Annotated in this window: 24 protein-coding genes; 16 read left to right on the forward strand and 8 right to left on the reverse strand. The window is 27.4% G+C overall.

The genetic code is table 11. The annotated features are described in order from the left end of the window. Positions 1-5 precede the first annotated feature (5 nt). A complete protein-coding gene (locus I2E98_RS06190) occupies positions 6-593 on the reverse strand; it encodes a DUF2953 domain-containing protein (protein WP_195468095.1) in 588 nt (195 codons plus the stop codon). A 135-nt stretch (positions 594-728) separates the two neighbouring features. Between I2E98_RS06190 and I2E98_RS06195 the strand changes: the two genes are divergently transcribed. From I2E98_RS06195 to I2E98_RS06225, 7 genes are all read left to right on the forward strand, one after another. Then, the gene (locus tag I2E98_RS06195; RefSeq protein ID WP_195468144.1) at positions 729-1898 is read left to right on the forward strand and encodes a D-alanyl-D-alanine carboxypeptidase family protein; all 1170 of its coding nucleotides are present in this window, start codon (positions 729-731) and stop codon (positions 1896-1898) included. A 131-nt stretch (positions 1899-2029) separates the two neighbouring features. Further along, the gene (locus I2E98_RS06200; RefSeq protein ID WP_195468096.1) at positions 2030-2635 is read left to right on the forward strand and encodes an NUDIX hydrolase; all 606 of its coding nucleotides are present in this window, start codon (positions 2030-2032) and stop codon (positions 2633-2635) included. Positions 2636-2843: 208 nt separating this feature from the next. Continuing rightward, positions 2844-4190, forward strand: a complete 1347-nt coding sequence (locus tag I2E98_RS06205) for an APC family permease (RefSeq protein WP_195468097.1) — start codon at positions 2844-2846, stop codon at positions 4188-4190. A 228-nt stretch (positions 4191-4418) separates the two neighbouring features. Further along, entirely contained in the window at positions 4419-5411 is a 993-nt protein-coding gene (locus I2E98_RS06210; RefSeq protein ID WP_195468098.1) for a sulfide/dihydroorotate dehydrogenase-like FAD/NAD-binding protein, read from the forward strand. Beyond that, entirely contained in the window at positions 5408-6685 is a 1278-nt protein-coding gene (locus tag I2E98_RS06215) for an FAD-dependent oxidoreductase (RefSeq protein WP_195468099.1), read from the forward strand. Before I2E98_RS06210 ends, I2E98_RS06215 begins: the two co-directional genes overlap by 4 nt. A 680-nt stretch (positions 6686-7365) precedes the next feature. After that, complete coding sequence (locus tag I2E98_RS06220) at positions 7366-8277, forward strand: hypothetical protein (RefSeq protein ID WP_195468100.1); 912 nt, start codon at positions 7366-7368, stop codon at positions 8275-8277. A gap of 348 nt (positions 8278-8625) precedes the next feature. Beyond that, positions 8626-9348: an EcsC family protein gene (locus tag I2E98_RS06225; RefSeq protein WP_195468101.1), complete on the forward strand. Its 723-nt coding sequence runs from the start codon at positions 8626-8628 to the stop codon at positions 9346-9348. A gap of 81 nt (positions 9349-9429) precedes the next feature. Here I2E98_RS06225 and I2E98_RS06230 read toward each other — a convergent pair whose 3' ends face one another. The 4 genes from I2E98_RS06230 to I2E98_RS06245 form a co-directional block, all read right to left on the reverse strand. Next, on the reverse strand, positions 9430-9648 hold the full coding sequence (locus I2E98_RS06230) for a DUF2922 domain-containing protein (protein ID WP_195468102.1): 219 nt from the start codon (positions 9646-9648) through the stop codon (positions 9430-9432). A 38-nt stretch (positions 9649-9686) separates the two neighbouring features. Beyond that, complete coding sequence (locus tag I2E98_RS06235) at positions 9687-9914, reverse strand: DUF1659 domain-containing protein (protein ID WP_195468103.1); 228 nt, start codon at positions 9912-9914, stop codon at positions 9687-9689. Between the two features lie 119 nt (positions 9915-10033). Continuing rightward, positions 10034-10219, reverse strand: a complete 186-nt coding sequence (locus I2E98_RS06240) for a YvrJ family protein (RefSeq protein ID WP_195468104.1) — start codon at positions 10217-10219, stop codon at positions 10034-10036. Positions 10220-10301: 82 nt separating this feature from the next. After that, positions 10302-10520, reverse strand: coding sequence for a hypothetical protein (locus I2E98_RS06245; RefSeq protein WP_195468105.1), 219 nt, complete (start codon positions 10518-10520; stop codon positions 10302-10304). Positions 10521-10737: 217 nt separating this feature from the next. Here I2E98_RS06245 and I2E98_RS06250 point away from each other — a divergent pair, with 217 nt between their 5' ends. The 5 genes from I2E98_RS06250 (at position 10738) to I2E98_RS06275 (ending at position 16351) form a co-directional block, all read left to right on the forward strand. Next, entirely contained in the window at positions 10738-10974 is a 237-nt protein-coding gene (locus I2E98_RS06250; RefSeq protein WP_195468106.1) for a hypothetical protein, read from the forward strand. Between the two features lie 138 nt (positions 10975-11112). Further along, on the forward strand, positions 11113-11850 hold the full coding sequence (locus tag I2E98_RS06255; RefSeq protein ID WP_195468107.1) for a Fic family protein: 738 nt from the start codon (positions 11113-11115) through the stop codon (positions 11848-11850). Between the two features lie 1573 nt (positions 11851-13423). Further along, complete coding sequence (locus I2E98_RS06260; protein ID WP_195468108.1) at positions 13424-13864, forward strand: GNAT family N-acetyltransferase; 441 nt, start codon at positions 13424-13426, stop codon at positions 13862-13864. A 692-nt stretch (positions 13865-14556) separates the two neighbouring features. Beyond that, positions 14557-15480, forward strand: coding sequence for a carbohydrate kinase family protein (locus tag I2E98_RS06270; RefSeq protein WP_195468109.1), 924 nt, complete (start codon positions 14557-14559; stop codon positions 15478-15480). Between the two features lie 136 nt (positions 15481-15616). Further along, positions 15617-16351 carry a CPBP family intramembrane glutamic endopeptidase gene (locus tag I2E98_RS06275; RefSeq protein ID WP_195468110.1) on the forward strand — a complete coding sequence of 245 codons (735 nt, stop codon included), beginning with the start codon at positions 15617-15619 and terminating at the stop codon, positions 16349-16351. Positions 16352-16699: 348 nt separating this feature from the next. Here the strand turns inward: I2E98_RS06275 and I2E98_RS06280 are convergent, their stop codons facing one another. Beyond that, positions 16700-17131 carry a hypothetical protein gene (locus I2E98_RS06280; RefSeq protein WP_243250980.1) on the reverse strand — a complete coding sequence of 144 codons (432 nt, stop codon included), beginning with the start codon at positions 17129-17131 and terminating at the stop codon, positions 16700-16702. Between the two features lie 432 nt (positions 17132-17563). Between I2E98_RS06280 and I2E98_RS06285 the strand changes: the two genes are divergently transcribed. The 4 genes from I2E98_RS06285 (at position 17564) to I2E98_RS06300 (ending at position 19849) form a co-directional block, all read left to right on the forward strand. Continuing rightward, complete coding sequence (locus I2E98_RS06285; protein WP_195468111.1) at positions 17564-18010, forward strand: hypothetical protein; 447 nt, start codon at positions 17564-17566, stop codon at positions 18008-18010. A gap of 53 nt (positions 18011-18063) precedes the next feature. Continuing rightward, on the forward strand, positions 18064-18225 hold the full coding sequence (locus I2E98_RS06290) for a hypothetical protein (RefSeq protein ID WP_195468112.1): 162 nt from the start codon (positions 18064-18066) through the stop codon (positions 18223-18225). A gap of 155 nt (positions 18226-18380) precedes the next feature. Next, the gene (locus tag I2E98_RS06295) at positions 18381-18983 is read left to right on the forward strand and encodes a class I SAM-dependent methyltransferase (RefSeq protein ID WP_195468113.1); all 603 of its coding nucleotides are present in this window, start codon (positions 18381-18383) and stop codon (positions 18981-18983) included. Between the two features lie 407 nt (positions 18984-19390). Further along, positions 19391-19849 carry an acyl-CoA thioester hydrolase/BAAT C-terminal domain-containing protein gene (locus I2E98_RS06300; RefSeq protein WP_195468114.1) on the forward strand — a complete coding sequence of 153 codons (459 nt, stop codon included), beginning with the start codon at positions 19391-19393 and terminating at the stop codon, positions 19847-19849. Positions 19850-20077: 228 nt separating this feature from the next. Here the strand turns inward: I2E98_RS06300 and I2E98_RS06305 are convergent, their stop codons facing one another. Together I2E98_RS06305 and I2E98_RS06310 are read right to left on the reverse strand one after the other, a co-directional pair. Next, on the reverse strand, positions 20078-20887 hold the full coding sequence (locus tag I2E98_RS06305) for an AAA family ATPase (protein WP_195468115.1): 810 nt from the start codon (positions 20885-20887) through the stop codon (positions 20078-20080). A 2-nt stretch (positions 20888-20889) separates the two neighbouring features. Beyond that, positions 20890-22158 carry a DDE-type integrase/transposase/recombinase gene (locus tag I2E98_RS06310; RefSeq protein ID WP_195468116.1) on the reverse strand — a complete coding sequence of 423 codons (1269 nt, stop codon included), beginning with the start codon at positions 22156-22158 and terminating at the stop codon, positions 20890-20892. Positions 22159-22174: the final 16 nt, after the last annotated feature.

Here is a 22174-nt window from a genome sequence, read left to right on the forward strand (position 1 = left end):
GGGAGTCACCTCCTATTTTTACGAATAGATTTATAAATAATAAAGAATATATAAATAATTTGAGCTAAATTAAAGGTAATTATACTACTTATTGTAAGTTCAAATAGTATTTTGTCTTTAAATATTGGCTTAAAATCATTCTTTAATAATTTAACCTTAAATAATATAGAAAAAATATAAAGTAAAAATGGGTTAATATTATAAAATAGACCCAAACATATAGCAGTTCTACTTGCATCTCCTAGAGAATAAATAGTATCACTAGAAAATTTTATTGATGGTTTAAATCTATTTCCTTTTAGATTCATATAAAGAGTTTTTATAAGAAGCTTTAAATTTAATTTTTTTTCCTTAAAATCAATATTAGTATCACTTTTAGGTGGTGTATGATTTATTTTTGACTCCTTTATAGTCTTATCTTTTTTCTCTTTCTTATCTAAAAGTTTTTTTAGAATACCACCATCATTAGATATTATATTAATATTATAAAATTTTACGTAATACCTATCTTTAGAATAATGAAGATTAAACTTTAAAGGGATAGGTATAAATAAAATTAATATTAAAGCAACAATAATTATAAAAAAAAGCATAATTAACCTCCCCTAGCTTTTTATAGTATTTCCACAAAAATAAAATATAAATCATAAAAATTTATTATTTAGGTTTAAAATTTTTATAAATGAAAATACTACATGTGTAAGGAGAAAATAGGAGTGATACTAATGATGAAATTTAAAATCATAGGAATAACTTTGAGTTTATTTTTAATAATTTCCCAATTATTAAGCAATTGTGTATATGCTCAATGTTTTGAAGAGGATGATGATGATAATAACATAGCAATACTTGAAGATGATGAAATAGATGATGTAGATATGAATAATATACTAAATAATATTAGAGTCTCAGCAAGAAATGCAATAGCATTAGATAGTAAGACAAAGCAAGTTTTGTTTGAACAAAATGCTGACGAAATAGTACCAATGGCCAGCACAACAAAAATCCTTACAGCTTTAGTTGCAATAACCCATGGAGACTTAGATAGAGAAGTTACTATAAGTAAAAATGCAGCATCTATTAGAGGATCAAAAGTAGGATATGTAGCAGGAGAAAAAATAAAATTAAGAGAATTACTATATGGATTAATGTATAAATCAGGTAATGATGCAGCAATAGCAATTGCTGAAGATATAGGAGGAAGTATTGAAGGTTTTGCAAAGATAATGAATGATTATGCTATTAGTTTAGGATTAATAAATTCACACTTTGAAAGTCCACATGGCTTAGATAGCCCTAAACATTATACATGTGCATATGATTTAGCTCTTTTAACTACAAAAGCAATGGAAAGTGATTTATTTTGTCAAATTTGTGGAACAAAAACTATAACTAAAGATACTTCTAATTTTACAAGAGATTACAACAATATAAATAAAATTTTATATAAAATTCCAGAAGCAAATGGAGTTAAAACTGGATATACAGGTCAAGCTGGAAAGTGTTTGGTATCTTCAATAAAACATGAAGGAAGAAATATAATTATAGTTGTCTTAAATTGTAGTGATAGATGGAATGTTACAGAAAAGATATATAAGTATGTTACAGATAATTATTGCTTTAAGAGTGATAATATAAAGGATATTACAAAATCATCAGAATTTATTAGCCTAGGAAGTATTATTGAAGATTGTGATTTTGAATATGGATTTAAAGGTGAAGGCGCTATAGAAGTAGAAGTTTTTAATACAATAAATAAAAATTCTGGAGATATAATAGGTAAAGTTGCTTTAAATAATCAAGGAGAAGAATTATTGAAAAAAGCATTGATTTGTGGAAAAGATATGTCACAAAATGAGTTTGACAAAATTGTTAATAAAGGAAGCACTAATTATTAGTGCTTTTTTCTTTTATTGTATGAATTTATGTTATAAAATATAATATATAAGTTATAATAATAAAGCTACTTTTAAGGTAGTATTATAAAAAATATATATGGATACAGGATAAAATGAAGGAGAATATTAAAATGAAAAATAAAGTACAAAACCTAGAAACATTAGTACAAACTAAATTTTTAAGTCTGTATAATGCAAATTATACTAATAAAGATGGAAATAAAAAAACATGGACTATTGCCACTAGAAAAAGTAAAGAAGCATTAGAGGAACAATTTTTTAATGGAAAAGAAGATAAAGTTGATGCAGTTGTTATATTGGCATATCATAAAGATGAAAAGAAGTTAGTTGCAATAAAACAATTTAGAATACCTCTAAATAATTATGTTTATGAATTACCAGCTGGTTTAATAGATAATAATGATGATATTATATCAACAGTAAAAAGAGAGCTAAAGGAAGAAACAGGATTAGATTTAGAAGAAGTTATAAAAGATAAAATTGGACAAAAATTATACTTATCACCAGGAATGACAGATGAATCAGTTTCTTTAGTTTATTGTACATGTTCAGGAAAAATATCAGATGAAAATTTAGAAGATGATGAAGACATAGAAACTATACTATTATCTAAAGAAGATGCTATTAAAATATTAAATAGTGGTGAAAGATGCGATATAAAATTCTTTATGGCTTTACAAAGTTTTGTTCAAATGGGTGAGGAAATTTTTAAATAATATTATAATAGTTTGTTAAAAGTATCTAAAGAAAACGAATAAAATAAAAAAAATACAATGTAATATTTACTAAAGCAAAGTTTCATGATATATTAATAAAAACCTAGCAGATAATAGAAAGATTCACCTTTGTTTTCATAGGAGATGAAAGGTGAAAATAAAATTTATTCTTAAGAAAAAGTTATGAAAAAACATTGGGGGGAAAAACATGAAGAAAAACGAATATGGATTATTTACAGCCATAGCTATGATAGTTGGTATAGTTATAGGATCTGGAATATTCTTTAAAAGTGACAATATACTAGTGGCCACAGGGGGAAGTATTGCCCTAGGAGTATTAGTATTTTGTATAGCGGCTATTGCAATAATATTTGGAAGTTTAACAATATCACAACTTGCTTCTAGAAGTTCACAATCAGGTGGATTAATAGCATATGCTGAAGAAAATTATAATAAATCATTAGCATGTGCATTTGGATGGTTCCAAACATTTTTATATTTCCCTACTCTAATAGCAGTTGTTTCTTGGGTTGCAGGAATATACATATGTATGTTATTTGGAGTGGAAGGTACATTAGAAGTACAAATGTTAATAGGATTTGCTGTTATGGCATTCTTATTTGTAATGAATACTTTATCTGCAAAGTTAGGTGGATTATTCCAAAATGCATCTACTATTATAAAATTAATACCATTAGCTTTAATTGCAATTGCAGGTTTAATTTTTGGTGATGTAAGTAATATCTCATTAAGCCATGTGACATCAATGCAATCAGTTGGATGGATTGCTGCTATAGCACCAATTGCTTTTTCATTTGATGGATGGGTAGTTGCTACATCTATAGGTCATGAAATAAAAGATTCAAAAAGAAATTTACCAAAGGCTTTAATAATAGCACCTATATTTATTTTAATTGTGTACGTATTATACTTTGTTGGAATAAGCATTTACATAGGACCAGAAACAATTATGGCTCTTGGTGATGCTCACGTTGATTTAGCAGCTACTAACTTATTAGGTCCATGGGGAGCTAAAATAGTAGTAGTATTTGTAGTAATATCTATAATAGGAACAATTAATGGATTAACTTTAGGGATGATAAGATTACCACATTCTTTAGCAGAAAGAAATATGTTCCCTAATTCAGAGTTTGTTTCTAAAGTAAATGAAAAAGTACTAATGCCTGTAAATTCTGCTTTAGTTGCATTTACAATATGTACAGTATGGTTTGTTGTTCATTATATAACAACTAAGTTTGGAGTTCTTCCAAATTCTGATATATCAGAAATATCAATTACAATGAGTTACACTTTATATATTATTTTATACTTCAAGGTATTCCAATTAGGAAGAAGTAGAGAAATAAAAGGAATTTGGAATTCTATAATAAATCCAACACTAGCTATAATAGGATCATTAATAATTCTATTTGGTAGTATGGGGAACCAGTTATTCTGGGTATATGCAGGATTCTGCTTATTAGTAATAATATCTGCAGTAGTATTCTGGAAAAGTAAAGAAAGAGTAATTGCAGGAAATTTAGTTGAAGATTAAAAGATAGGTTTTGCCGCAACATATATAAGATAGGAAACTATTTTATATATGTTGTGGCTTTTTATATTTCTATATTATATTCATTGTCTAGGTAAGTGGTTATTAAATATATAATAATTTTATTTATTAAAAAATAGTAGAATATTTTATATATCAGGCGACTTATAGTAACAAAAAGAAATTTTTGAAATAATCTATATAGTGTATAGTATTACTTTAGGAGTCTAAATGTTTAAGGAGACAATTGATTGTATAGATGCAGGAACTGAGTTTTGCCCATGTCATTTAGCTGAAAGTGGTGAATGTATTCTTTGTTCTCAATTGCAAGGAGGTCATTTTTGTGATTGTTTAAACTGGAAGGGAGTATGTATATATCAAGAATTTCATGACAATGGAAATAAGGCGAAAGAGCAAAGGAAAACTTATACTTGCAAAGTATGTGAAAAAATATTATATCCAGATAATGTATTATTAATTAAATTTGAAGCACCACATAAGCTTGTAATAGATTTAGCAAGGCCTGGTAGCTTTATTTTTGTTAGAAGTGAAGAAAATGTGTATTTTGATGTCCCTATTTCTATTTTAGAGTCAAATATTGAAACTAATATAATTTCAATAATGATAGAAGTAAGAGGAATTAAAACTAAGCAGTTATTAAATATAGAATCTGGAGGAAGTATAACAATAAGAGGTCCTTATTGGAACGGAGTATTTGGATTAAAAAACATAAGAAAACAAAAAAATAATGAGACTTTAGTTATTGCTAGAGGTATTGGTATGGCACCTATGATGCCGGTAATTGACAGGTTGGTGGAAAATGGTAATACAGTAACACTTATATTAGATAAGCAACCTTTTAGGGATATATATGTTTCGGAGTGGTTAGATAAATTAAATATAGTACCTCAGGAGATGAATTTGATAGAAAAAGGAGAGTTATCACCAGAGGGTAAGGTTGCTATAAAATCTATTGTCAAATATAATAATATATCTTTAATCCATATAGCTGGAGCAGATATATTAACTTATAGTGTTATTGATTTTTTAGATTCCTTGGAAAGACAAGATATAGATTTATCATGCTGTAACAATTTTAAGATGTGTTGTGGTGAAGGTGTATGTGGAAGTTGTACAGCTAGATTTGCAGGTCATAGAGTAAAGAGATTTTGTAAAGTACAAGCTAGTCCAAGAGGTATTTTTGAGGGGAGGAGATTAATATGAAGGTAGTAGTTGTTGGTGGGGGCTGGTCAGGCTGTGCTGCTGCAATAACAGCAAAGAAAGCTGGAGCAGAAGTTCATTTATATGAAAAGACGGACCTTTTACTTGGGCTTGGTAATGTTGGCGGTATAATGAGGAATAATGGTCGTTATACTGCATCAGAAGAACTTATAGCTTTAGGTGGAGGAGATTTAATAAAATTAACAGATAAGTGTGCAAGGCATGCTAATATAGAATTCCCTGGTCATAAACATGCAACTCTTTATGATGTAAATATTATTGAAGGTGTAGTAAGGGATCATTTAAAATCATTAGGAATACATCTTCATTTAGAGAGTCGTGTTAAAGATGTTGATGTTGAAAATAAAAAAATAAGGGGAATATTATTAAGTGATGACACTTATGTTAAAGGTGATGTATTTATTGAAACAACGGGCTCAACAGGGCCTATGGGTAATTGTTTAAGATATGGTAATGGATGTTCTATGTGTATTTTACGTTGTCCTGCTTTTGGACCAAGATTAAGTATAAGTGCTAGGTGTGGAGTTTCTGATATTCAAGGTGAAAGAAATGGTGATGCCCTTGGAGCATTTTCTGGATCTTGTAAGCTTGCAAAGGAAAGTTTATCTAATGAAATCAGGGAACAATTAGACAAAACAGGTGTTGTTGTTTTAAAGGTTCCTGCAGAGGATGTAAACTATGGTAAGCTTAGTACAAAGGTATGTCAACAATATGCACTTAAAGAGTTTGCAGAGAATATAGTTTTACTTGATACTGGTCATGCTAAGCTTATGACAACTTATTATCCACTTGAAAAGCTAAGAAAGATTCCAGGTCTTGAATATGCTAAGTATGTTGATCCTTATGCAGGAAGTAAGGGTAACTCTATAAGGTATTTATCTGTGGCACCAAGGACTAATGATATGAAGGTTGTTGGTGTTGATAATCTTTTATGTGCTGGTGAAAAGGCTGGACTTTTTGTTGGTCATACTGAAGCTATATGTACAGGTAGCTTAGCAGGTCATAATGCTGTAAGGTTAATGATGGGAATGCCATTATTGATTTTACCTTCTTCTATAGCTATAGGTGATTTGATTTCTTTTGCTAATGAAAAGGCTGAAACTAGGGAGGGCAGAAAGGATAGGTATACTTTTGCTGGAGCTAGTTATTTTAAGAGAATGCAAGAGTTAGGTCTTTATACCACTGATAAGGATGAAATTAATGATAGGATTAAGAAGGTTAATTTAGATAACATTTTTGAACAAAAATTAGTTTAGAAATAGATGCCCTAAATGGTTGTTATACAATGATTTAGGGTTTTTAAAAAAAGTTAATACTTTAAAATAATATACTCGTAAATGATATAAATAAAAGAATAAGAGAATTAGTGTTAACTATTTTTCATTATTAAAATAGATTTTATAATTCGAGGTTTTAAGAAGTATGCTAACTTGGCTTAGAATTGAGTTTCAGTTTTATTGAATGTAATAGGAAGAGGTAACTATGGTTGAATTAAAAACTTTAGGAAGAAGAATGGATTTAGCGAGCTAAAATATATATCAGTTTTAGAATATAGGGAAGCTACAGATTATAAAAGAACAAAAACAAGAATCCACCACCATATTAATGATTATAAGTATTCAAATAAAAAATTATATGAACTATCACAAAACCAAGGAGAAAGAGAAGTCTTTGAGAAGCTTTATCCATGGTTTATTTATACTGGCCATGATGTTGTATTTAATGATGTTGATGGAGGTATTTATGTTTATATAAAAATGAGAAGGTTAGAGTAGTACAAATTATACAGTAAAACAAAAAAAGGAATTTTATTTATTGTATAGAATTTACATATATAGGATATATTATAAATTTATTTAGGTTATATAAAAATAATATTAACTGAGTATAAACAATAAGGCTAAATATAAATATTTTTATAAGGGGGATATATAGTGTGATAAAATTAAAAAAAATTAATATTTCAAAACGCAGTATAGTAATGATAGCACTATTATTAATATCACTATTATCTATTTTTGTTGTGTCAAAAATAGTAACACAACCAGATTTTAATGCATCAACAGTACAGTCATTGAATGATAAAGAATCTTTAGTTATGAAGCTTGCAGCAGCTGCAGCAGCAGCTTCGACAGCTTTATCACTTATACCTGGAGATGCTTCAATGCCAATTGCTAATCAAATTGCGGAATTAGCTCCTTATTTCATTTTAATTTTAGGTTCAATTTTATTGGAAAAGATGTTAGTTTCAGTAGTTGGTTATATATCATTTACTTATATTATTCCTTTTGCTTGTGTGTTGGGAATTTTTTATTTGTATACAAAGAAGGAGGTAATGAGAACACTTGCAATAAAATTAGCAATATTCGGGGTGATTCTGTTTATAGCAATTCCATCAAGCATTAAAGTTAGCGACTTAATATATAATTCTTATCAAACCTCAATAGAGCAGACAGTTAAAACTGCAGAACAAAACAAAGAATATATTGAAGAAAAGAAAGAAGATCTTTCTGAAGAAGATCAAAATTGGATGGATAAAGTGGGAGACTATTTATCAAATTTAACTTCTAAAATAGGAAGTGGAATATCTGAAATTATTAAAAAGGGAGAAGATACACTTATATCATTTTTAGATGCTATTGCAATTATGATTATTACCTCTTGTGTTATTCCAATAGGTACAATACTAATTTTTGGTTTAGTCATTAAAATTTTATTCAGCTTTGATAGTAATAGAGGAGCAAGAAAGTTTCAAAAAAATATAGAAAAAGAAAGTTCTATGAAAGAGAAAATATTAACTACTCCAGTTTTAAATGATAATGAAATTAATGGAAATATATCCCTATAAGAAAAAATTCATATTATTTCTAACCAAAGTAAAAATACAGACATATGATTTGTTTATGTAAACTTATGAATTATTAGTTATATTTAGATAAATAATATATTATATAAATTTATCACAGATAAGAAGTCATTATATATTAATTGGCTTCTTATTTTTATAAATACTGAAATATAAGTGTTTGTAATTACTATAGAATACGTATCATAAACGAATTATATTTATGTCTTGAGTCAAGTAACTGAAATTGAATAATCAGGTATTGAAATAAATATAAATGATTTTATGTTTCATGTATAATTAAATTATTTGGTAAGAGAAAATTAAATTTATAAAGAGGGATTTTGATAGATGAGTGAAAAAGAAAAGAAAACAGTTATAGCACAGGAAGATGTAATGAAAATTTTAGATTCTTGTTATGAAAAATGTTTAAATGGTATTCCAAAAGTTAGTCCTAGTGTAGAAGAAATGGCTAACGATTATTTGAAAAAATATAAAACCAAAGAAGAAGCTTGTAAAGCAATGATACGAAATCAAATTACGAAATGTGCAACATCTGGGTTTATTACTGGATTTGGTGGATTCATTACTATGCCTGTAACTCTTCCTGCAAATATTACTAGCGTAATTTATGTGCAAATGCGTATGATAGCTTGTACTTCATATATGGCTGGCTTTGACCTTGATAGTGACCAAACTCAAACACTTGTATATGCTTGTCTTGCTGGTGTTGCAGTCAATAACGTGATAAAACAGGCTGGTATTAAATTTGGTGTTAAATTTGCAAATGGATTGATAAAGAAAATACCAGGTAAAGTCCTAACTAAAATAAATCAAAAAGTTGGCTTTCGTTTTATAACAAAATTTGGAACAAAAGGAGTTGTAAATTTAGGGAAACTTATTCCAGGAGTAGGGGCAGTTATTGGTGGTGGACTAGATTTAGTTGAAACTAAAATAATTGCAAAACGTTCTTATAAATGGTTTTTTGAACATGATTTTTCTGTTAATAAAAAGGATAATGAAGAGGAGATTGAAGTCTACGAAAGTGATTATGAAGAAGTTCCTAAAGAATAAAATATACTGAATTTAATTAGCAAAATATAAAATTCTTTGAGTTACAAAAAGGCATTGGATTTCAAATCCAATGCCTTTTGACTAGTTAAGATCCCATTTTGTAACTTCTCTTTGTACAACTTGAGCGCTGTATTTACTAATTAATGCACCTTTACTTGTTGCAAAGATATTACTTGCGATAATGGTGTCCATTAGGGCTATTACATCTGTGTTTGTAAGTCCAGATTTTACTTCAGATATTGTAATTGAACTTTTTTCACCACTCTCACATAGAAAGACCATTTGTAATGAGTATTCCATGTTTTCTCCTCCTTTCTATGAGATTTGAATTAATAAAGTTAAGCGTTAGCTTCTAGTGCAGATATTTCATTAACTAAGGTGTCTCTAGTTTGGTTAGCTAAGACTAACTTAATTGCATCTGCAACGGTTACTAGAGATTCTGGTGTAGCATCTCCTTTAATACCTGAAAAATTCTTTTTCTTATATGATGGATTACCATCTTTATCAATACCACTTTGCACTTCAATACTTAAAGTAGTTGTTCTTAATTCTTTTGAAATTGCCATTTGTTTCACCTCCTTGTAGCTTGGTATTTAATATATATGGTTTAAAAAGAAGAAATCAAAAGTTAATAGTAAAATATAAAAAAATCTGATAAACTTTTTGGTCTATCAGATTTTTTATATTATGCTGCAATGTCTTTTTCATCTTTTACAACAGCACCTAATTTTACTGAAACAATAGTATTTAATGTATTTATACTATTTGATAGTGAAGTAAGTTGCTTTTCTAGTCTAATCAATAGATAGGCTGTAATAGCTATTGGGAAGCCAGTGTTTCCTATTAATGATATAAGATCTAAATGTTCCATAATATCACCTCCAAATAATATATATGGTTTTGAAGAGAGAAGTACAGGTTCTTTGTTTATAAAAAAATAAATCAGTAAGTTTTCATACTGATTTATTCGCTATCATAGAGACAGTGGAAGTAATGATTAATTCTGTTGTAGATGGAGGTACAGATGCAAAATTTACTGTCTCATTTGTAAATGAAAAACCTTGAACTAAGTTACCTTTTATATCACCAGGTGCTTCAAGACCTATTTCTTCACATTCTTCTTCATAACATATATCGCTTGGATCTATAATTAATCCTTTTTTTCTTCTCACTTAAAACACTCCCTTCGTACTTAATATATATGGGAATATAAGAATGGTTATATAGATATTCTTATATTCCCATATATAAAAGAATATAAGAATAAAAGAATATGCGGGAAACATCAGAGGTTAAGAGTTTTTTTAATAAAAAAGATCCTTTGAATTTGTATTAATACTTTATAAACCATATATCTTTAATGAGAAAAATTTAAGGAGTGTGGGTTTTATGATATCTAATAAAATTAAAATCACTGAAGAGGGAGAATCTTATGATAGAAAGGAAATTGCTTTAGCAATTAGAAATTCAACATATAATGATGAGCTTAAGTGTTCACTAGTGGAGCAAAATATAATTAAGAACTGTGATACCTGTAGCTTAAAGTTTATTTGTGATGGCATTGATGGGTTGGCAGATGATTATATTAAAAAGACAACTAAGGTTGTTAGTAGCTTTACACTATAACCTTGAGAGGAATGTCACAATATAAATACTAGCTATGAAATTTCAGCTTAACAATAATTCAATTTTTGTTTAAGCTAGAATAATCTTGGTGTATAATAGTAAGAGAAAAATAATAAATATTTATTTGAGGTGTTGGCTATGGATACATTTATTCCTAGATATAGATATAAATTTAAAGAGGAATTACCACATGGAGATAAAAGATATATTTTAACTTATGTTAAGCAGATGATTAGTGAGTTTGTTTATGATATGGGAAATTTGGAAAATAATCCATTTACTTTCCCAGAGGTACAAACATTACTTGATGGCATTACTGTTGGTGGCCATAAGTTAAGTGATCAAAATCAAATACTAAATATAAAGTCATCATGGGATTATGTTGTTAATTTGAGTAGAACAAATTCTTTAGAGTTAAACAAAGAAGTTATTTGTGATATTCATAGTAAAGTTGCTAAAGATGAGGCATTAATAGTAGGTGACTTTAGAAAGGGTAACATTGGAATTGCAGGTACTGTTGAATATAAGTGCATTAATTATGAGGATTTAGAGGAAGTATTTAAAGCTGATATAGATAAAATAAATTCTATAGATAATTTACTTGAAAAAGCTATTATACTTAATCTATGGTTATCTTACTGTCAGTTTTTTTATGATGGAAATAAGAGAACAGCTAGACTTTCATCAAACCTTATCCTGTTATCAAATGATATAGGAGTACTTTCTATACCAGCTAGATATAAGGTTGAGTATAATAAATTAATGCTAGATTTTTATGAAACTTTAGAAGCTGATGAAGTAATAAAGTTTATATTAGAAAAATGTATAACGTTTTTCGATGGATTTAATTATAAAAAATATAATGAATTAATCTAAGGTGTTAAAATAAATCCTCTCATATGCAGTTAAGCTGCAAAAGAGAGGATTTATTTTTAAAAAGGAAACCTTAATCTTTAATTCATTTATCTCTAATCCAGAAACCATTCTCATACTTTTACCTATATTCAATATTGCAAATTAAATTTTTCTATACATGAATAAACGAATTAATTATTAAGCTCTGAATTTATAGCCTGCGGCAGCAAGGAAATCTTGATTACATTAAGCTATTTTAATATAAAAAGGCTCTGCCCTTAAACCTTACTCATAATCTATATATGTTAATTATATTTAATAAAACAATTACATCATAATACTAAAAGCTACCGTTCCTTTCACTCACTTATGCTTTTGCATTCTGATGCATTAGTTTTATTATCTTATCAATTAAATTTTTCTTTTTCATAGCTCCTATAGGCTCCATAAAGATTATCTTACATGAAATAAGATTTTTGTAGGTATTCCTTTTGAGTAGTAAAAATCATATTTCATTCCAGGTAATCATTATTCCGCTTATGGGAAGGAAACCTTTAAAAATAATTCATTTATTATTATCTTGAAATCTATTCTTTTCTTTATTTAATAAAAACATATCTACCATTAATTATCTCTGAACGTATAAAAGAATTTTTTTAAAGCTCTAAAATATAGTCCTACGGACAGTAGCAGTCCACTTTTTCAAAGTTGGCAGAGTGGAAGTTTGGCTTACGCCAAACCACTAAAACCAAAGTGCTAACGCACCTCTCATGTTTATAATAATATATTGTTTTTCTTTGTTATGTTATTTACTATTAAATACTCTTTAGAAGAATTATTCCTACTACTATTACGGTTAGTGCTGTTATTACTATTGCTGCTATTAGTATACTGTAAATTGATGCTTTGGGCCCTTATCCACCACCCGAAATAGTACAGGATATTACCTTTACTCTCTAAGGCAATATAAGTCTCTTAAAATGAAGCGAGCCTTATATTATCTAAGATAGTAATAGGATCAATCTAGTCTTATTTAGGGTACCCGGTGGGAGCTATTATTTAATCTGAAACCTTCCATGTTGGAAGCTCTAAATAAATATAATGGGGCTCTGCCCAAGCTCTGGATCCTAATCTATCTATGTTAATTCTAACTATTTTTAATCACGAAACTTCGCCCCTTTGGACAGCTAGGACAGGTATTCCTCAATTATATATTTTAATGACAGGTAGCCTTACTATTCCTAAAAATATACAACTCCAAAATACTAGTCCTACTAGTCCACCTTAGACAGGTAAAAAAATCTTACTACTTAAATGATTTTTGGGTACAGGTTGCCTAACTAGTACGCCAAAAGTCATCAGTGCAAAATAGAGAATTTTAAAATAGGAGGTGTAAAGATTAATTATTGGTAAAAATGTTTAAATATTGATGTTATTTATGTATAATTAAATATATAAGTTAATAAATATTAGAATATTTTACGAGGTAGGTTATTTTTTTAATGCTTGATAAATTTGAATTTTATGATTAGTTTAAGTTAAATGAAATTATTATCAAAAGTAAACTAAATGTTTTTTATTGTATGGAGGTACTATGGAACAGATTATTGAAGCTAAGTCACTACTGAAAACTAAAGACTTATTGTCAATTCTTGCTGAAAGTATCTATAACCCTACAGAGGAAAGGTTAAATAATCGAGCAGATAAGTACATTACAGATTCGAATACAGCAATATTTGCAATTAAAAATAATGATACATATAAAGGTATTATTATTTTAGATATCAGTAATATTAAAGAAATTATAATACTTCAAATTGCAGTTACTAAGAGTTGTCAAAAATCAGGTATTGGTAGTTCTTTGATTAATTATTGTATTAAGACATTTCAACCTAATAAAATTGTAGCTGAAACAGATGATGATGCTATTGGATTTTATAAAAATTTTGGTTTCGATATATTATCCTTAGGTGATAAATATAGCTTGGGTATAACAAGATATAGATGTATTTTAAAATGCAAACAGAAAAAATAGTTACTTAATAATCTTAATTTATTTTGAGCGTTAAATTCTAATTTGTAAAGTAGATTTTGTAAACAATTTCAATAAATAACGAACTAAAAGGGTCAACAATTTATCTTATGAAATTTAGAGATAAAATAACAAAATATATTTAAGCATATGAGAACTGTATTGAAATATTAAGTTATCTGTTAAAGAGCGAATATAAGTTATTTATAATATCCAATGGTCAAAGAATTTATAGTGAATATGAATTAAGGAAAATTGGATTAATTGAATATTTTAGAGATATATTTTTTTATTCAGATGTAGGATACTTTGAACCCCATGAAAGAATATACGATGAAGCTTTTAAAAAATTTAATATTAAAGCGTGTGAAACAGTATTTATAGGGAATGAGTGGAATACGGATATTAAAGGTGCTTTAAAGTACAATATTGATGCTATCTACATTCATAGTAATCTGTCAAAGGATTATGAAAGGGATGAAAGTGTTAAATATATTTTAGATGAGAATTTACTGGAGTTAAAAAATATTTATATATAAAAAGAAAACTAAAAAGTAGAATTAGTTCAAAATGTATATAAAGTAATTTATAATAAGTAAGTTTAATTGTATTAAGAGTTTATATATTTTGAATTATGTATAAGGTATTCAAAGTACAAAATAAATATAAATAAAAGAGTAAGAGAGGTTAAAAAGATGAACAAAATTTTAGTATCAGGATTAATTAATATTGAAACAACATTAAAGGTTAAAGGATTTCCAATTGATTATTTTCCAATAGATTATCCTTTTTTCGGAATAAACTCATCGGTATCTGGTGTTGGTGTTAATATCCCTAAAGCTTTAAGTACTCTAAATGAAGAGGTTAAAGTAGTGTCTTTAATAGCTAGAGATGATGATGGAGAGAGAGTAATAAATACTTTTAAAAAAGAAGGCTGGAGTACTGAGTATATAAGTACTGATTTAAAAAGTACACCACAATCTATAGTTTTATATGACCAAACAGGGAAGAGATCGATTTATTGTGATTTAAAAGATATTCAAGATAAAACATTGGATGAAGAAGTGCTAGAAAAGGCAGTCGAAGATTGCTCTGTAGTAATAGCGTGTAATATAAATTTCTCAAGACCTTTATTAAAAGTAGCAAAAAAGAAAGGTGTATTAATCGCTACAGATGTACATGTTTTAAGTAATATAGAAGATGAATATAATAGGGATTTTATGGAGAATGCAGATATTTTGTTTTTAAGTGATGAACAAATTCCTTGTGAAAGCAAGAAGTTTATAACGCAATTAAAGAATAAATTTAATGCTAAAATAATTGTTATGGGACAAGGTAAAAAAGGTGCTATGATGTATGTTCGTGAAGAAGATAAGTTATACACAATTGATGCAGTGGATACAAGAGAAGTTGTAAATACAGTAGGAGCTGGAGATGCATTATTTAGTTCATTTATTCACTATTATATAAAGGGAAATAGCCCAATTGAAGCATTAAAGAGAGCTGAAGTGTTTGCGTCATATAAAATAGGAGAAGATGGTGCTGCAAATGGATTTACTACAGAAGAAAATATAGAAAAAATGTATAAAGAGTTAAGATTCAATATTGAAATAGAGTAATTTTAAAATATGACATCTATAATTAGTTTAAAGTAAATGGTACCCTATCACTATAGAAATTTAATAGTGGAGGGTATTTATTTGTAAGCGTAAAAAAATTAACTAACACACAAATAGTAATTAGGGGGATAGAAATTTGTTTTCTGAAAGAAGAGAATTGAAAGTACTTCTTGTAATTGGGATATTTGTTATTCAACAATTAACAAGTAAATTTGCTGGATTTATAGCAAATTTATTCAATTATAATACAATAGATAAAGATGGTGTATTTGCATGGATTTCTGTTCATCATATTATACAATTGCTTGTTGGATTGGTTATAATAATATTCTTATCTAGGAAATTAAATCTAGATTTTAATTTAAAAATTGGAAGTATAAAGATTGGTGTAAAATATATTTTAATATTTTCATCAATAATGTTTATATATGTAATACTTACTTATATAAGTGGATATTATTTTAATAAAATTGCCTCATATAACTATAAATTAAATACAAAAAATATTATTTGTACTTTAGGGTTTCAATTTTTTTTATCTGGTACATCAGAGGAAATATTATTTAGAGCATTGCCTATAACATTATTAATATTTATATTTGGTAGCAATAAAAAGATTAGTATAAAAACTTGGAATATTCCATTAGAAATAATTATCTCAGCATTATTTTTCTCCGTTGCACATATAAGTTGGTCTTTATATCCATTTATTATAAACCTAGATTTATTTCAATTAATTTATGCTTTTGTTCTAGGTATAGCCTATGGTTATGCATACATACGAAGCCAGAGTATAGTTTATCCTATATTAATGCATAGTATAAGTAATGTATTAATGGTAGGTATAGGATATATTTTTGCATCTTTATAATGAAAAAATGTGTAATTAAATAAAATTTTTATTAAATGATAGTAAAAATCTAAGTTAGCGAATAGATTTGAAATAATATAATGTTAAAGGTCACTTTCATAACAATCTTTAAGTTAATCTAAATATACACATTATTATATTTAATCCCTAGCACCGTCTTTTGGTGATATTTACTGGTGCTAATGAGGACTAGAAAGGCGTCCTGTCCTCTAATTAGCAACTAAGGAAATGTTACTAAAAGTGTCCCTGCTGAAAAAAGTGGAGGAGCATATCATTACTATTTGTCCACTTTTATTCTAAATCTTAATAAATTAAAATTGTTTATCAAATTAAATCTATAAATTAAACTTAATATCCCCAGGTTTTAAGTTTCCAGTTTATATCTCCTTTGTTACGAACTAAAATCCATTGCCAGTCGCTATAAGTATCATTAGGATTTAAGCTACCATCGCCACCTGATGAACCTACATCAAAATTTGATAATAAAACTATCGCCTCATCAGCATTATATTGACTTGCCCACGAACTTGCTGATGATAGGTTAATATCATCGTCATACCATAAATCCGTTAATTTGCAGCCTCTAAAACCAAATTTAAATTGACGTTTAGCAGTTATCATTGCTTTTTCAATATCTTTTTTACTATATACTTCGGATTCATTGATAATCTGATTAACATTTTTTATATTTCCAAACATGAAAGTATTAATGAGATATAATACTAAAATACCTATACTCATTATCAAAATTAAACTTATAAATTTTCTTTTTTTATTCATTGCTCCCTCCCCAATACTAAGTGTAAAATAATTTAATACTATTAGTAATTAGTTTATATTTTTATTATACTGGAATTATATATCGTAATTCCAATATAATATGTAAATAAAAACACCTTTATACAAATATTGGTTTAACACTTTTAAAATCCTTTATTTTAGTATAATTAAATAGATAAACGAATTAATTATTAAGCTTTGAATTTATAGCCTGTTGTAGTAAAAATAACTTCGATGTTGAAATGCAGCAAATAGAGACTGGTAAATATAAAAAGAAGATATATCATATGCAACATATAAATGCCTACCATAGTAGATTAAACAATTTATATTTAATAGTAAATAATGTTTAATATTTACCATTATTTATGTATAATTAAATAAGAAAGTAGTGCCTAATTGTGTTAAATTATTCATCAAATGGAGAGGGTTATGGGAAAATTACTTTTGATTAAAGGGTGGGATTACTTTAAATTTACGATACTTATTTTTGCAAGTTTGTGTATTGAATTATTATATGGTGTATTACTTGAGCCATTGATATATGGAGTACAAATGCAAAAGTGGAGACCAGAACAAATGATAATTCATTGGACTTTAACTTGCATATCTTGGAGTATAGCACTATATTTTATTTTGCTATATGCACAAAGAAAAGTAGAATTTTCTATTAAGGGTAATAGTAAAAAAGTAGAGGTATGGAGGTGGAGTGTAATTATTGTATGTATTATAATTTGCATTGTATCATCCTATATTTTATGGAATGGATTTAAACCAGTTAAAGAATTTATTAATTTAGGTTTGATTAGGTTTGTTTTTCAGTATTTATATTACTTTTTCGAAACTTGTATGTTTACTGAAATTATTATATTTGGATAACTTGCTTTTGAAAAATGGTTTAAAAACCCTAATATTCCGTATGGAGGCATATTATGTGCGTTAACATGGGGGCAGGACACTTTGCAACAAAAGGAGATATTGTTACAGGTATATTATCAATGGTTTTAGGATTTATATTTGGATCCTCATATCTATTATTGAAAAGAGATGCTATTAAAACTGTGATAGTATTGTTTTTAATGTTTATATTATAGGAATTAGAATTTTAATAGTATGTAAGTTAGTCATTATATAATTAATAAAAAAATACAAATTTAATGAGTGAATTTTTAGGAATAATTTTAGTAAATTTAAAAAAATTAATAAATATTAGTAATATTATGAGAGCTAATATTTTTCGGGAGGATATATGGGAGCAGAAGATAAATCAGAAAAAGCTTATGATAAAAAAGCTGATAATTATAATAATACTTTTGATGGAAGATTTACAGAAAAATTCAAACAGATTTTACAAAATGAAGTTGTTTTACAAAAAAATTATAAGCTTTTAGATGTCGCTTGTGGCAACGGAGAATTGGTAAGCAGATTTTTAAAAAATAATGATATTAAAGGCTTTGGTATAGATATTTCAGGTAATATGATAAAAAATGCCAAACTACTATGTCCACAGGGAAGTTTTAAAAAAAGCAATTGCGAGCACACTGGATTTGAGAGAAATTTTTTTGATGTAATAACAGTAAGTGCAGCTTATCATCACTTCCCTAATGTACATTTATTTGCAAAAGAATGTCATAGGATATTAAAAAAAGACGGTCGTTTATATATAGCAGAAGTTTATTTACCTAATGTTTTGAGACTACTTATAAACCCCTTTATTAAGTTGTCTAAAGAAGGAGATGTTAAGATTTATTCGACTTTAGATATCATAAGTAATTTTGAAGAAGTTGGTTTCGTTTGTAGTAAAAAAACATTTAAAGGATTTGTCCAATTATTAGAGCTTCAAAAGAAATAATATTATACGTATAATTAATATAATACGAGAAGGAAAAAGAACGACTATTAATTTTTTATAGACGTTATTTTTTCTGTGAATACATGTGAGATTTTAAGTATGAAAAGCTATGGGATTTTTAGTTTTTTACCTTTAAACGGAACCCGTTGACAATTTATAGGTTCTTTTTAAATATATCATTTTCAATATTATTCTTAAACATAGCTTAAATTAATATAAGTTAAAATAAATCCTCTGATATGCAGTTAAGCTGAAAAAGAGAGGATTTATTTTTTTCTTTGTTTAAAAAGTTATGAAAATTTTCCAGTTGATTTATTAGATGTAATAAAACATTGTATTATTTTGTTAGTGTTAAAAGAAGTTTTAAAGATTTGTTTTAAAAGAATAATTGAGTTTGGAGGAGTGAGATGAAATATAGTATTGAACAGGACGGTTTTTATGGTATAAAATTCTGTCCTGAAGACAATAAATATCCTGATAAAATCATAATTAGTTTTACAGGTAGTGATGGAAATTTCAAATTAGCTTGTAAAATGGCTGAATACTTTAATGGAATAGGCATAACAAGTATCGCAATTGCTTATTGGAAATTTAAAGGGTTACCTAAAAAGTTTGTTAAAGTACCATTAGAAACTATAGAAAATGTAGTAAAACATATGAAGCAGGAAGGATATAAAAAAATAGCACTATGTGGTATATCCAAGGGAGGAGAACTTGCTTTATTAAGTGGTAGCATGTTTAAGCAAATTAATGGTGTAATCGCAATATCACCTATTCATGTAAGTGCTATTGGATTTAGTGGAATGAAAAAAGTTCAAGAATCTTCTTGGTCTTATTGTTATACGGCGAATTATTCTATACCATAAAAGTCAGATTAAATTATCTTAATTACACTAGTTTTTAATAAGATTATTTAATCTGACTTATGTTTTTTAGCTCAAAAATGCAGATTATTTAATCTTAATTTTTTAATAATAAAAAGGGACTAGAAACAGTCCCTAAGTGATAATTATTCATTTATATATTTAATTGCTGTCGCTACCGGTTACCCCATCTTAATTTTTTATAATAATATGTAAATTACGTACAAATCCTTAATTACTAATAATACTTACTTCTTTGTGAGCGTTAAAAATATCTTCTTTAGTTATAAATTTGTTTTCTTTTGAAGCAGCTGAAATTAAACACATTCTACATATTGAATTAATTTCTCTTGGATGTCCATTTGTCATAGAATAAAGTAAATCAAAGCAATCATCAGCAAATAGTGGCTCATTACAACCGGCTGCGCTTAGGCGACTTACAATATAATCTTTAATTTCATTAGCACCTAAACCTTCTAGATGATAATTAACAGAAATACGTTGTCTTAAGGCTTCATGATTTGATCTATTAATTTGATTAATAAAATTTGTTTGACCTGCTAATACTATAATAGCAAGATCTTTAGAATCCATCTGAAAGTTAAAAATTATTCTTAGGTCATCTAAGACTGAGTTTTTAAGAAATTGTGCTTCATCTAAAATAATTATAGGAGTAATGTTTTTATTAGTAGCATAATTAAAGATGGATTCTTGAATTTGCTTGAAAATAGTAACTTTCTTATTAGCAGGCTCAACTCCTAATCCATCACATAATGCTCTATAAAAATCCATAACAGTTAATGTAGATAAAGGAATATATACACACTTAAATAAATTGGGGTTTAAGCTCTCTTTAAAATATCTAAGCAATGATGATTTGCCAGCACCTGGCTCACCGGTAATTAATCCGAAGCCTTTATTTTGTTTTAAAAAGTCTAATCTACTTAGACCTTGATTAAATTGATATGATTTATAAAAATTTTTAGTATTAACTTCTTTAGTAAATGGGTCAAAAGTTAACCCATAATAAGCTCTATACATTTTTAATTTACCTCCTTGTTATCAGAAAATGGTGAAAAATCAACAGCTTCTTTTTTACTACCACGCTTTAATTTTGAATTATCTATTTTATTCACTTTAACTATTCTTTCTAATCGCTCTCCATTTTCGGAGAAAATGAAGGCTTCTTCATTATTTGTAGGATCGTATCTTATATAAAGTTTACTTCCAATATATTTACTAGGTACTTCATAAATTTCTTTATCAATAGACACAGTAGAATCATTTTTAACCTTTCTTTCTACTCTATAAAGAAAAACATTCCTTAACTCTTGCTCTGTAAATCTTTTTATATTATCTATATTAGCTAAAAATTTATTTATAGGTTTATCTTTTATACCATTATGGTATGCACGATTATAATTAAGCTCTACATATTCATTTAAGGATTTATTTAGTTCATCTATAGATTGAAAAGAACTAGTGTCTATTAATTGTTGCCATTGTTTTTGAAGTGTCTGAAACCATCTTTCTATTTTTCCTTTTGATTGTGGCGAATATGGCTCTGCAAAGCAGAGTGCGCAGCCTAGCGAAGCACAAATAAGCTCCATTTGACCCGATCTATAAACTTTGCCATTATCAAAAAATACCTTTTTAGGAACACCTCGAGTAGCTACAGCATCTTTAAATACTTCTAATACTGAAAGAAGATTATCACTTTTAAATGCCTTACAACTAACAATTAATCTTGAAGCATCATCTAAAAAAGCTACTATATAAGTTTTATGCTTAACACCATTAATAGTTAAGTATGGTCCAACTGAAATATCCGATTGCCAACAATCGTTGGCGTTTTCAAATTCAAAAGCTCTTCTATCCTTTATATTGGAATCTGTGCTTAAATCCAAGTTCTTAATATATCTTTGTACAGTAGAAAGCGATAGTTCAAAAGGTTTTACCTTTGTAGTAATAATAATTTCTTGATAAATAGATTTAGCTGTTCTTTTAGGGTTTGCTTTCTTTAAACTAATAACTAACTCCTTAACTTCAGCTTTTAATTTTCTAGACTCACCTTTGTCACTTCGATTTTTAGGGTATAATCCATCAATTCCTTTAGTTTTGTAAAGTCTTAGCCATTCTTTAATTGTTGATGGTGCATATTCTTTTTTTAGCCCTAAAGGGCTGTCGTAAACTTTTGCACAAATTTCTTCTAAATAATCTTTTACTGTTTTATTCGGATAAGTATTATTTAAAATTGGTGCAATTAGAGAAAATCTAAATAATGCTATTTCTCTTCTTAATTTTTCGTCCATTTAACTAAACTCCTTT

The organism is Clostridium sp. D43t1_170807_H7, from assembly GCF_015555905.1.
GTDB lineage: Bacteria > Bacillota > Clostridia > Clostridiales > Clostridiaceae > Clostridium.

What these genes read in the sequence shown, in the direction of transcription:
- I2E98_RS06240 (WP_195468104.1), bottom strand. Translation starts at nt 10,219, where the DNA reads ATGGAACATTTAGATCTTATATCATTAATAGGAAACACTGGCTTCCCA.
- I2E98_RS06310 (WP_195468116.1), bottom strand. Translation starts at nt 22,158, where the DNA reads ATGGACGAAAAATTAAGAAGAGAAATAGCATTATTTAGATTTTCTCTA.
- I2E98_RS06225 (WP_195468101.1), top strand. Translation starts at nt 8,626, where the DNA reads ATGAGTGAAAAAGAAAAGAAAACAGTTATAGCACAGGAAGATGTAATG.
- I2E98_RS06235 (WP_195468103.1), bottom strand. Translation starts at nt 9,914, where the DNA reads ATGGCAATTTCAAAAGAATTAAGAACAACTACTTTAAGTATTGAAGTG.
- I2E98_RS06305 (WP_195468115.1), bottom strand. Translation starts at nt 20,887, where the DNA reads ATGTATAGAGCTTATTATGGGTTAACTTTTGACCCATTTACTAAAGAA.
- I2E98_RS06290 (WP_195468112.1), top strand. Translation starts at nt 18,064, where the DNA reads ATGTGCGTTAACATGGGGGCAGGACACTTTGCAACAAAAGGAGATATT.
- I2E98_RS06195 (WP_195468144.1), top strand. Translation starts at nt 729, where the DNA reads ATGAAATTTAAAATCATAGGAATAACTTTGAGTTTATTTTTAATAATT.
- I2E98_RS06260 (WP_195468108.1), top strand. Translation starts at nt 13,424, where the DNA reads ATGGAACAGATTATTGAAGCTAAGTCACTACTGAAAACTAAAGACTTA.
- I2E98_RS06250 (WP_195468106.1), top strand. Translation starts at nt 10,738, where the DNA reads ATGATATCTAATAAAATTAAAATCACTGAAGAGGGAGAATCTTATGAT.
- I2E98_RS06295 (WP_195468113.1), top strand. Translation starts at nt 18,381, where the DNA reads ATGGGAGCAGAAGATAAATCAGAAAAAGCTTATGATAAAAAAGCTGAT.
- I2E98_RS06230 (WP_195468102.1), bottom strand. Translation starts at nt 9,648, where the DNA reads ATGGAATACTCATTACAAATGGTCTTTCTATGTGAGAGTGGTGAAAAA.
- I2E98_RS06280 (WP_243250980.1), bottom strand. Translation starts at nt 17,131, where the DNA reads ATGAATAAAAAAAGAAAATTTATAAGTTTAATTTTGATAATGAGTATA.
- I2E98_RS06300 (WP_195468114.1), top strand. Translation starts at nt 19,391, where the DNA reads ATGAAATATAGTATTGAACAGGACGGTTTTTATGGTATAAAATTCTGT.
- I2E98_RS06215 (WP_195468099.1), top strand. Translation starts at nt 5,408, where the DNA reads ATGAAGGTAGTAGTTGTTGGTGGGGGCTGGTCAGGCTGTGCTGCTGCA.
- I2E98_RS06255 (WP_195468107.1), top strand. Translation starts at nt 11,113, where the DNA reads ATGGATACATTTATTCCTAGATATAGATATAAATTTAAAGAGGAATTA.
- I2E98_RS06285 (WP_195468111.1), top strand. Translation starts at nt 17,564, where the DNA reads ATGGGAAAATTACTTTTGATTAAAGGGTGGGATTACTTTAAATTTACG.
- I2E98_RS06205 (WP_195468097.1), top strand. Translation starts at nt 2,844, where the DNA reads ATGAAGAAAAACGAATATGGATTATTTACAGCCATAGCTATGATAGTT.
- I2E98_RS06190 (WP_195468095.1), bottom strand. Translation starts at nt 593, where the DNA reads ATGCTTTTTTTTATAATTATTGTTGCTTTAATATTAATTTTATTTATA.
- I2E98_RS06200 (WP_195468096.1), top strand. Translation starts at nt 2,030, where the DNA reads ATGAAAAATAAAGTACAAAACCTAGAAACATTAGTACAAACTAAATTT.
- I2E98_RS06270 (WP_195468109.1), top strand. Translation starts at nt 14,557, where the DNA reads ATGAACAAAATTTTAGTATCAGGATTAATTAATATTGAAACAACATTA.
- I2E98_RS06210 (WP_195468098.1), top strand. Translation starts at nt 4,419, where the DNA reads ATGTTTAAGGAGACAATTGATTGTATAGATGCAGGAACTGAGTTTTGC.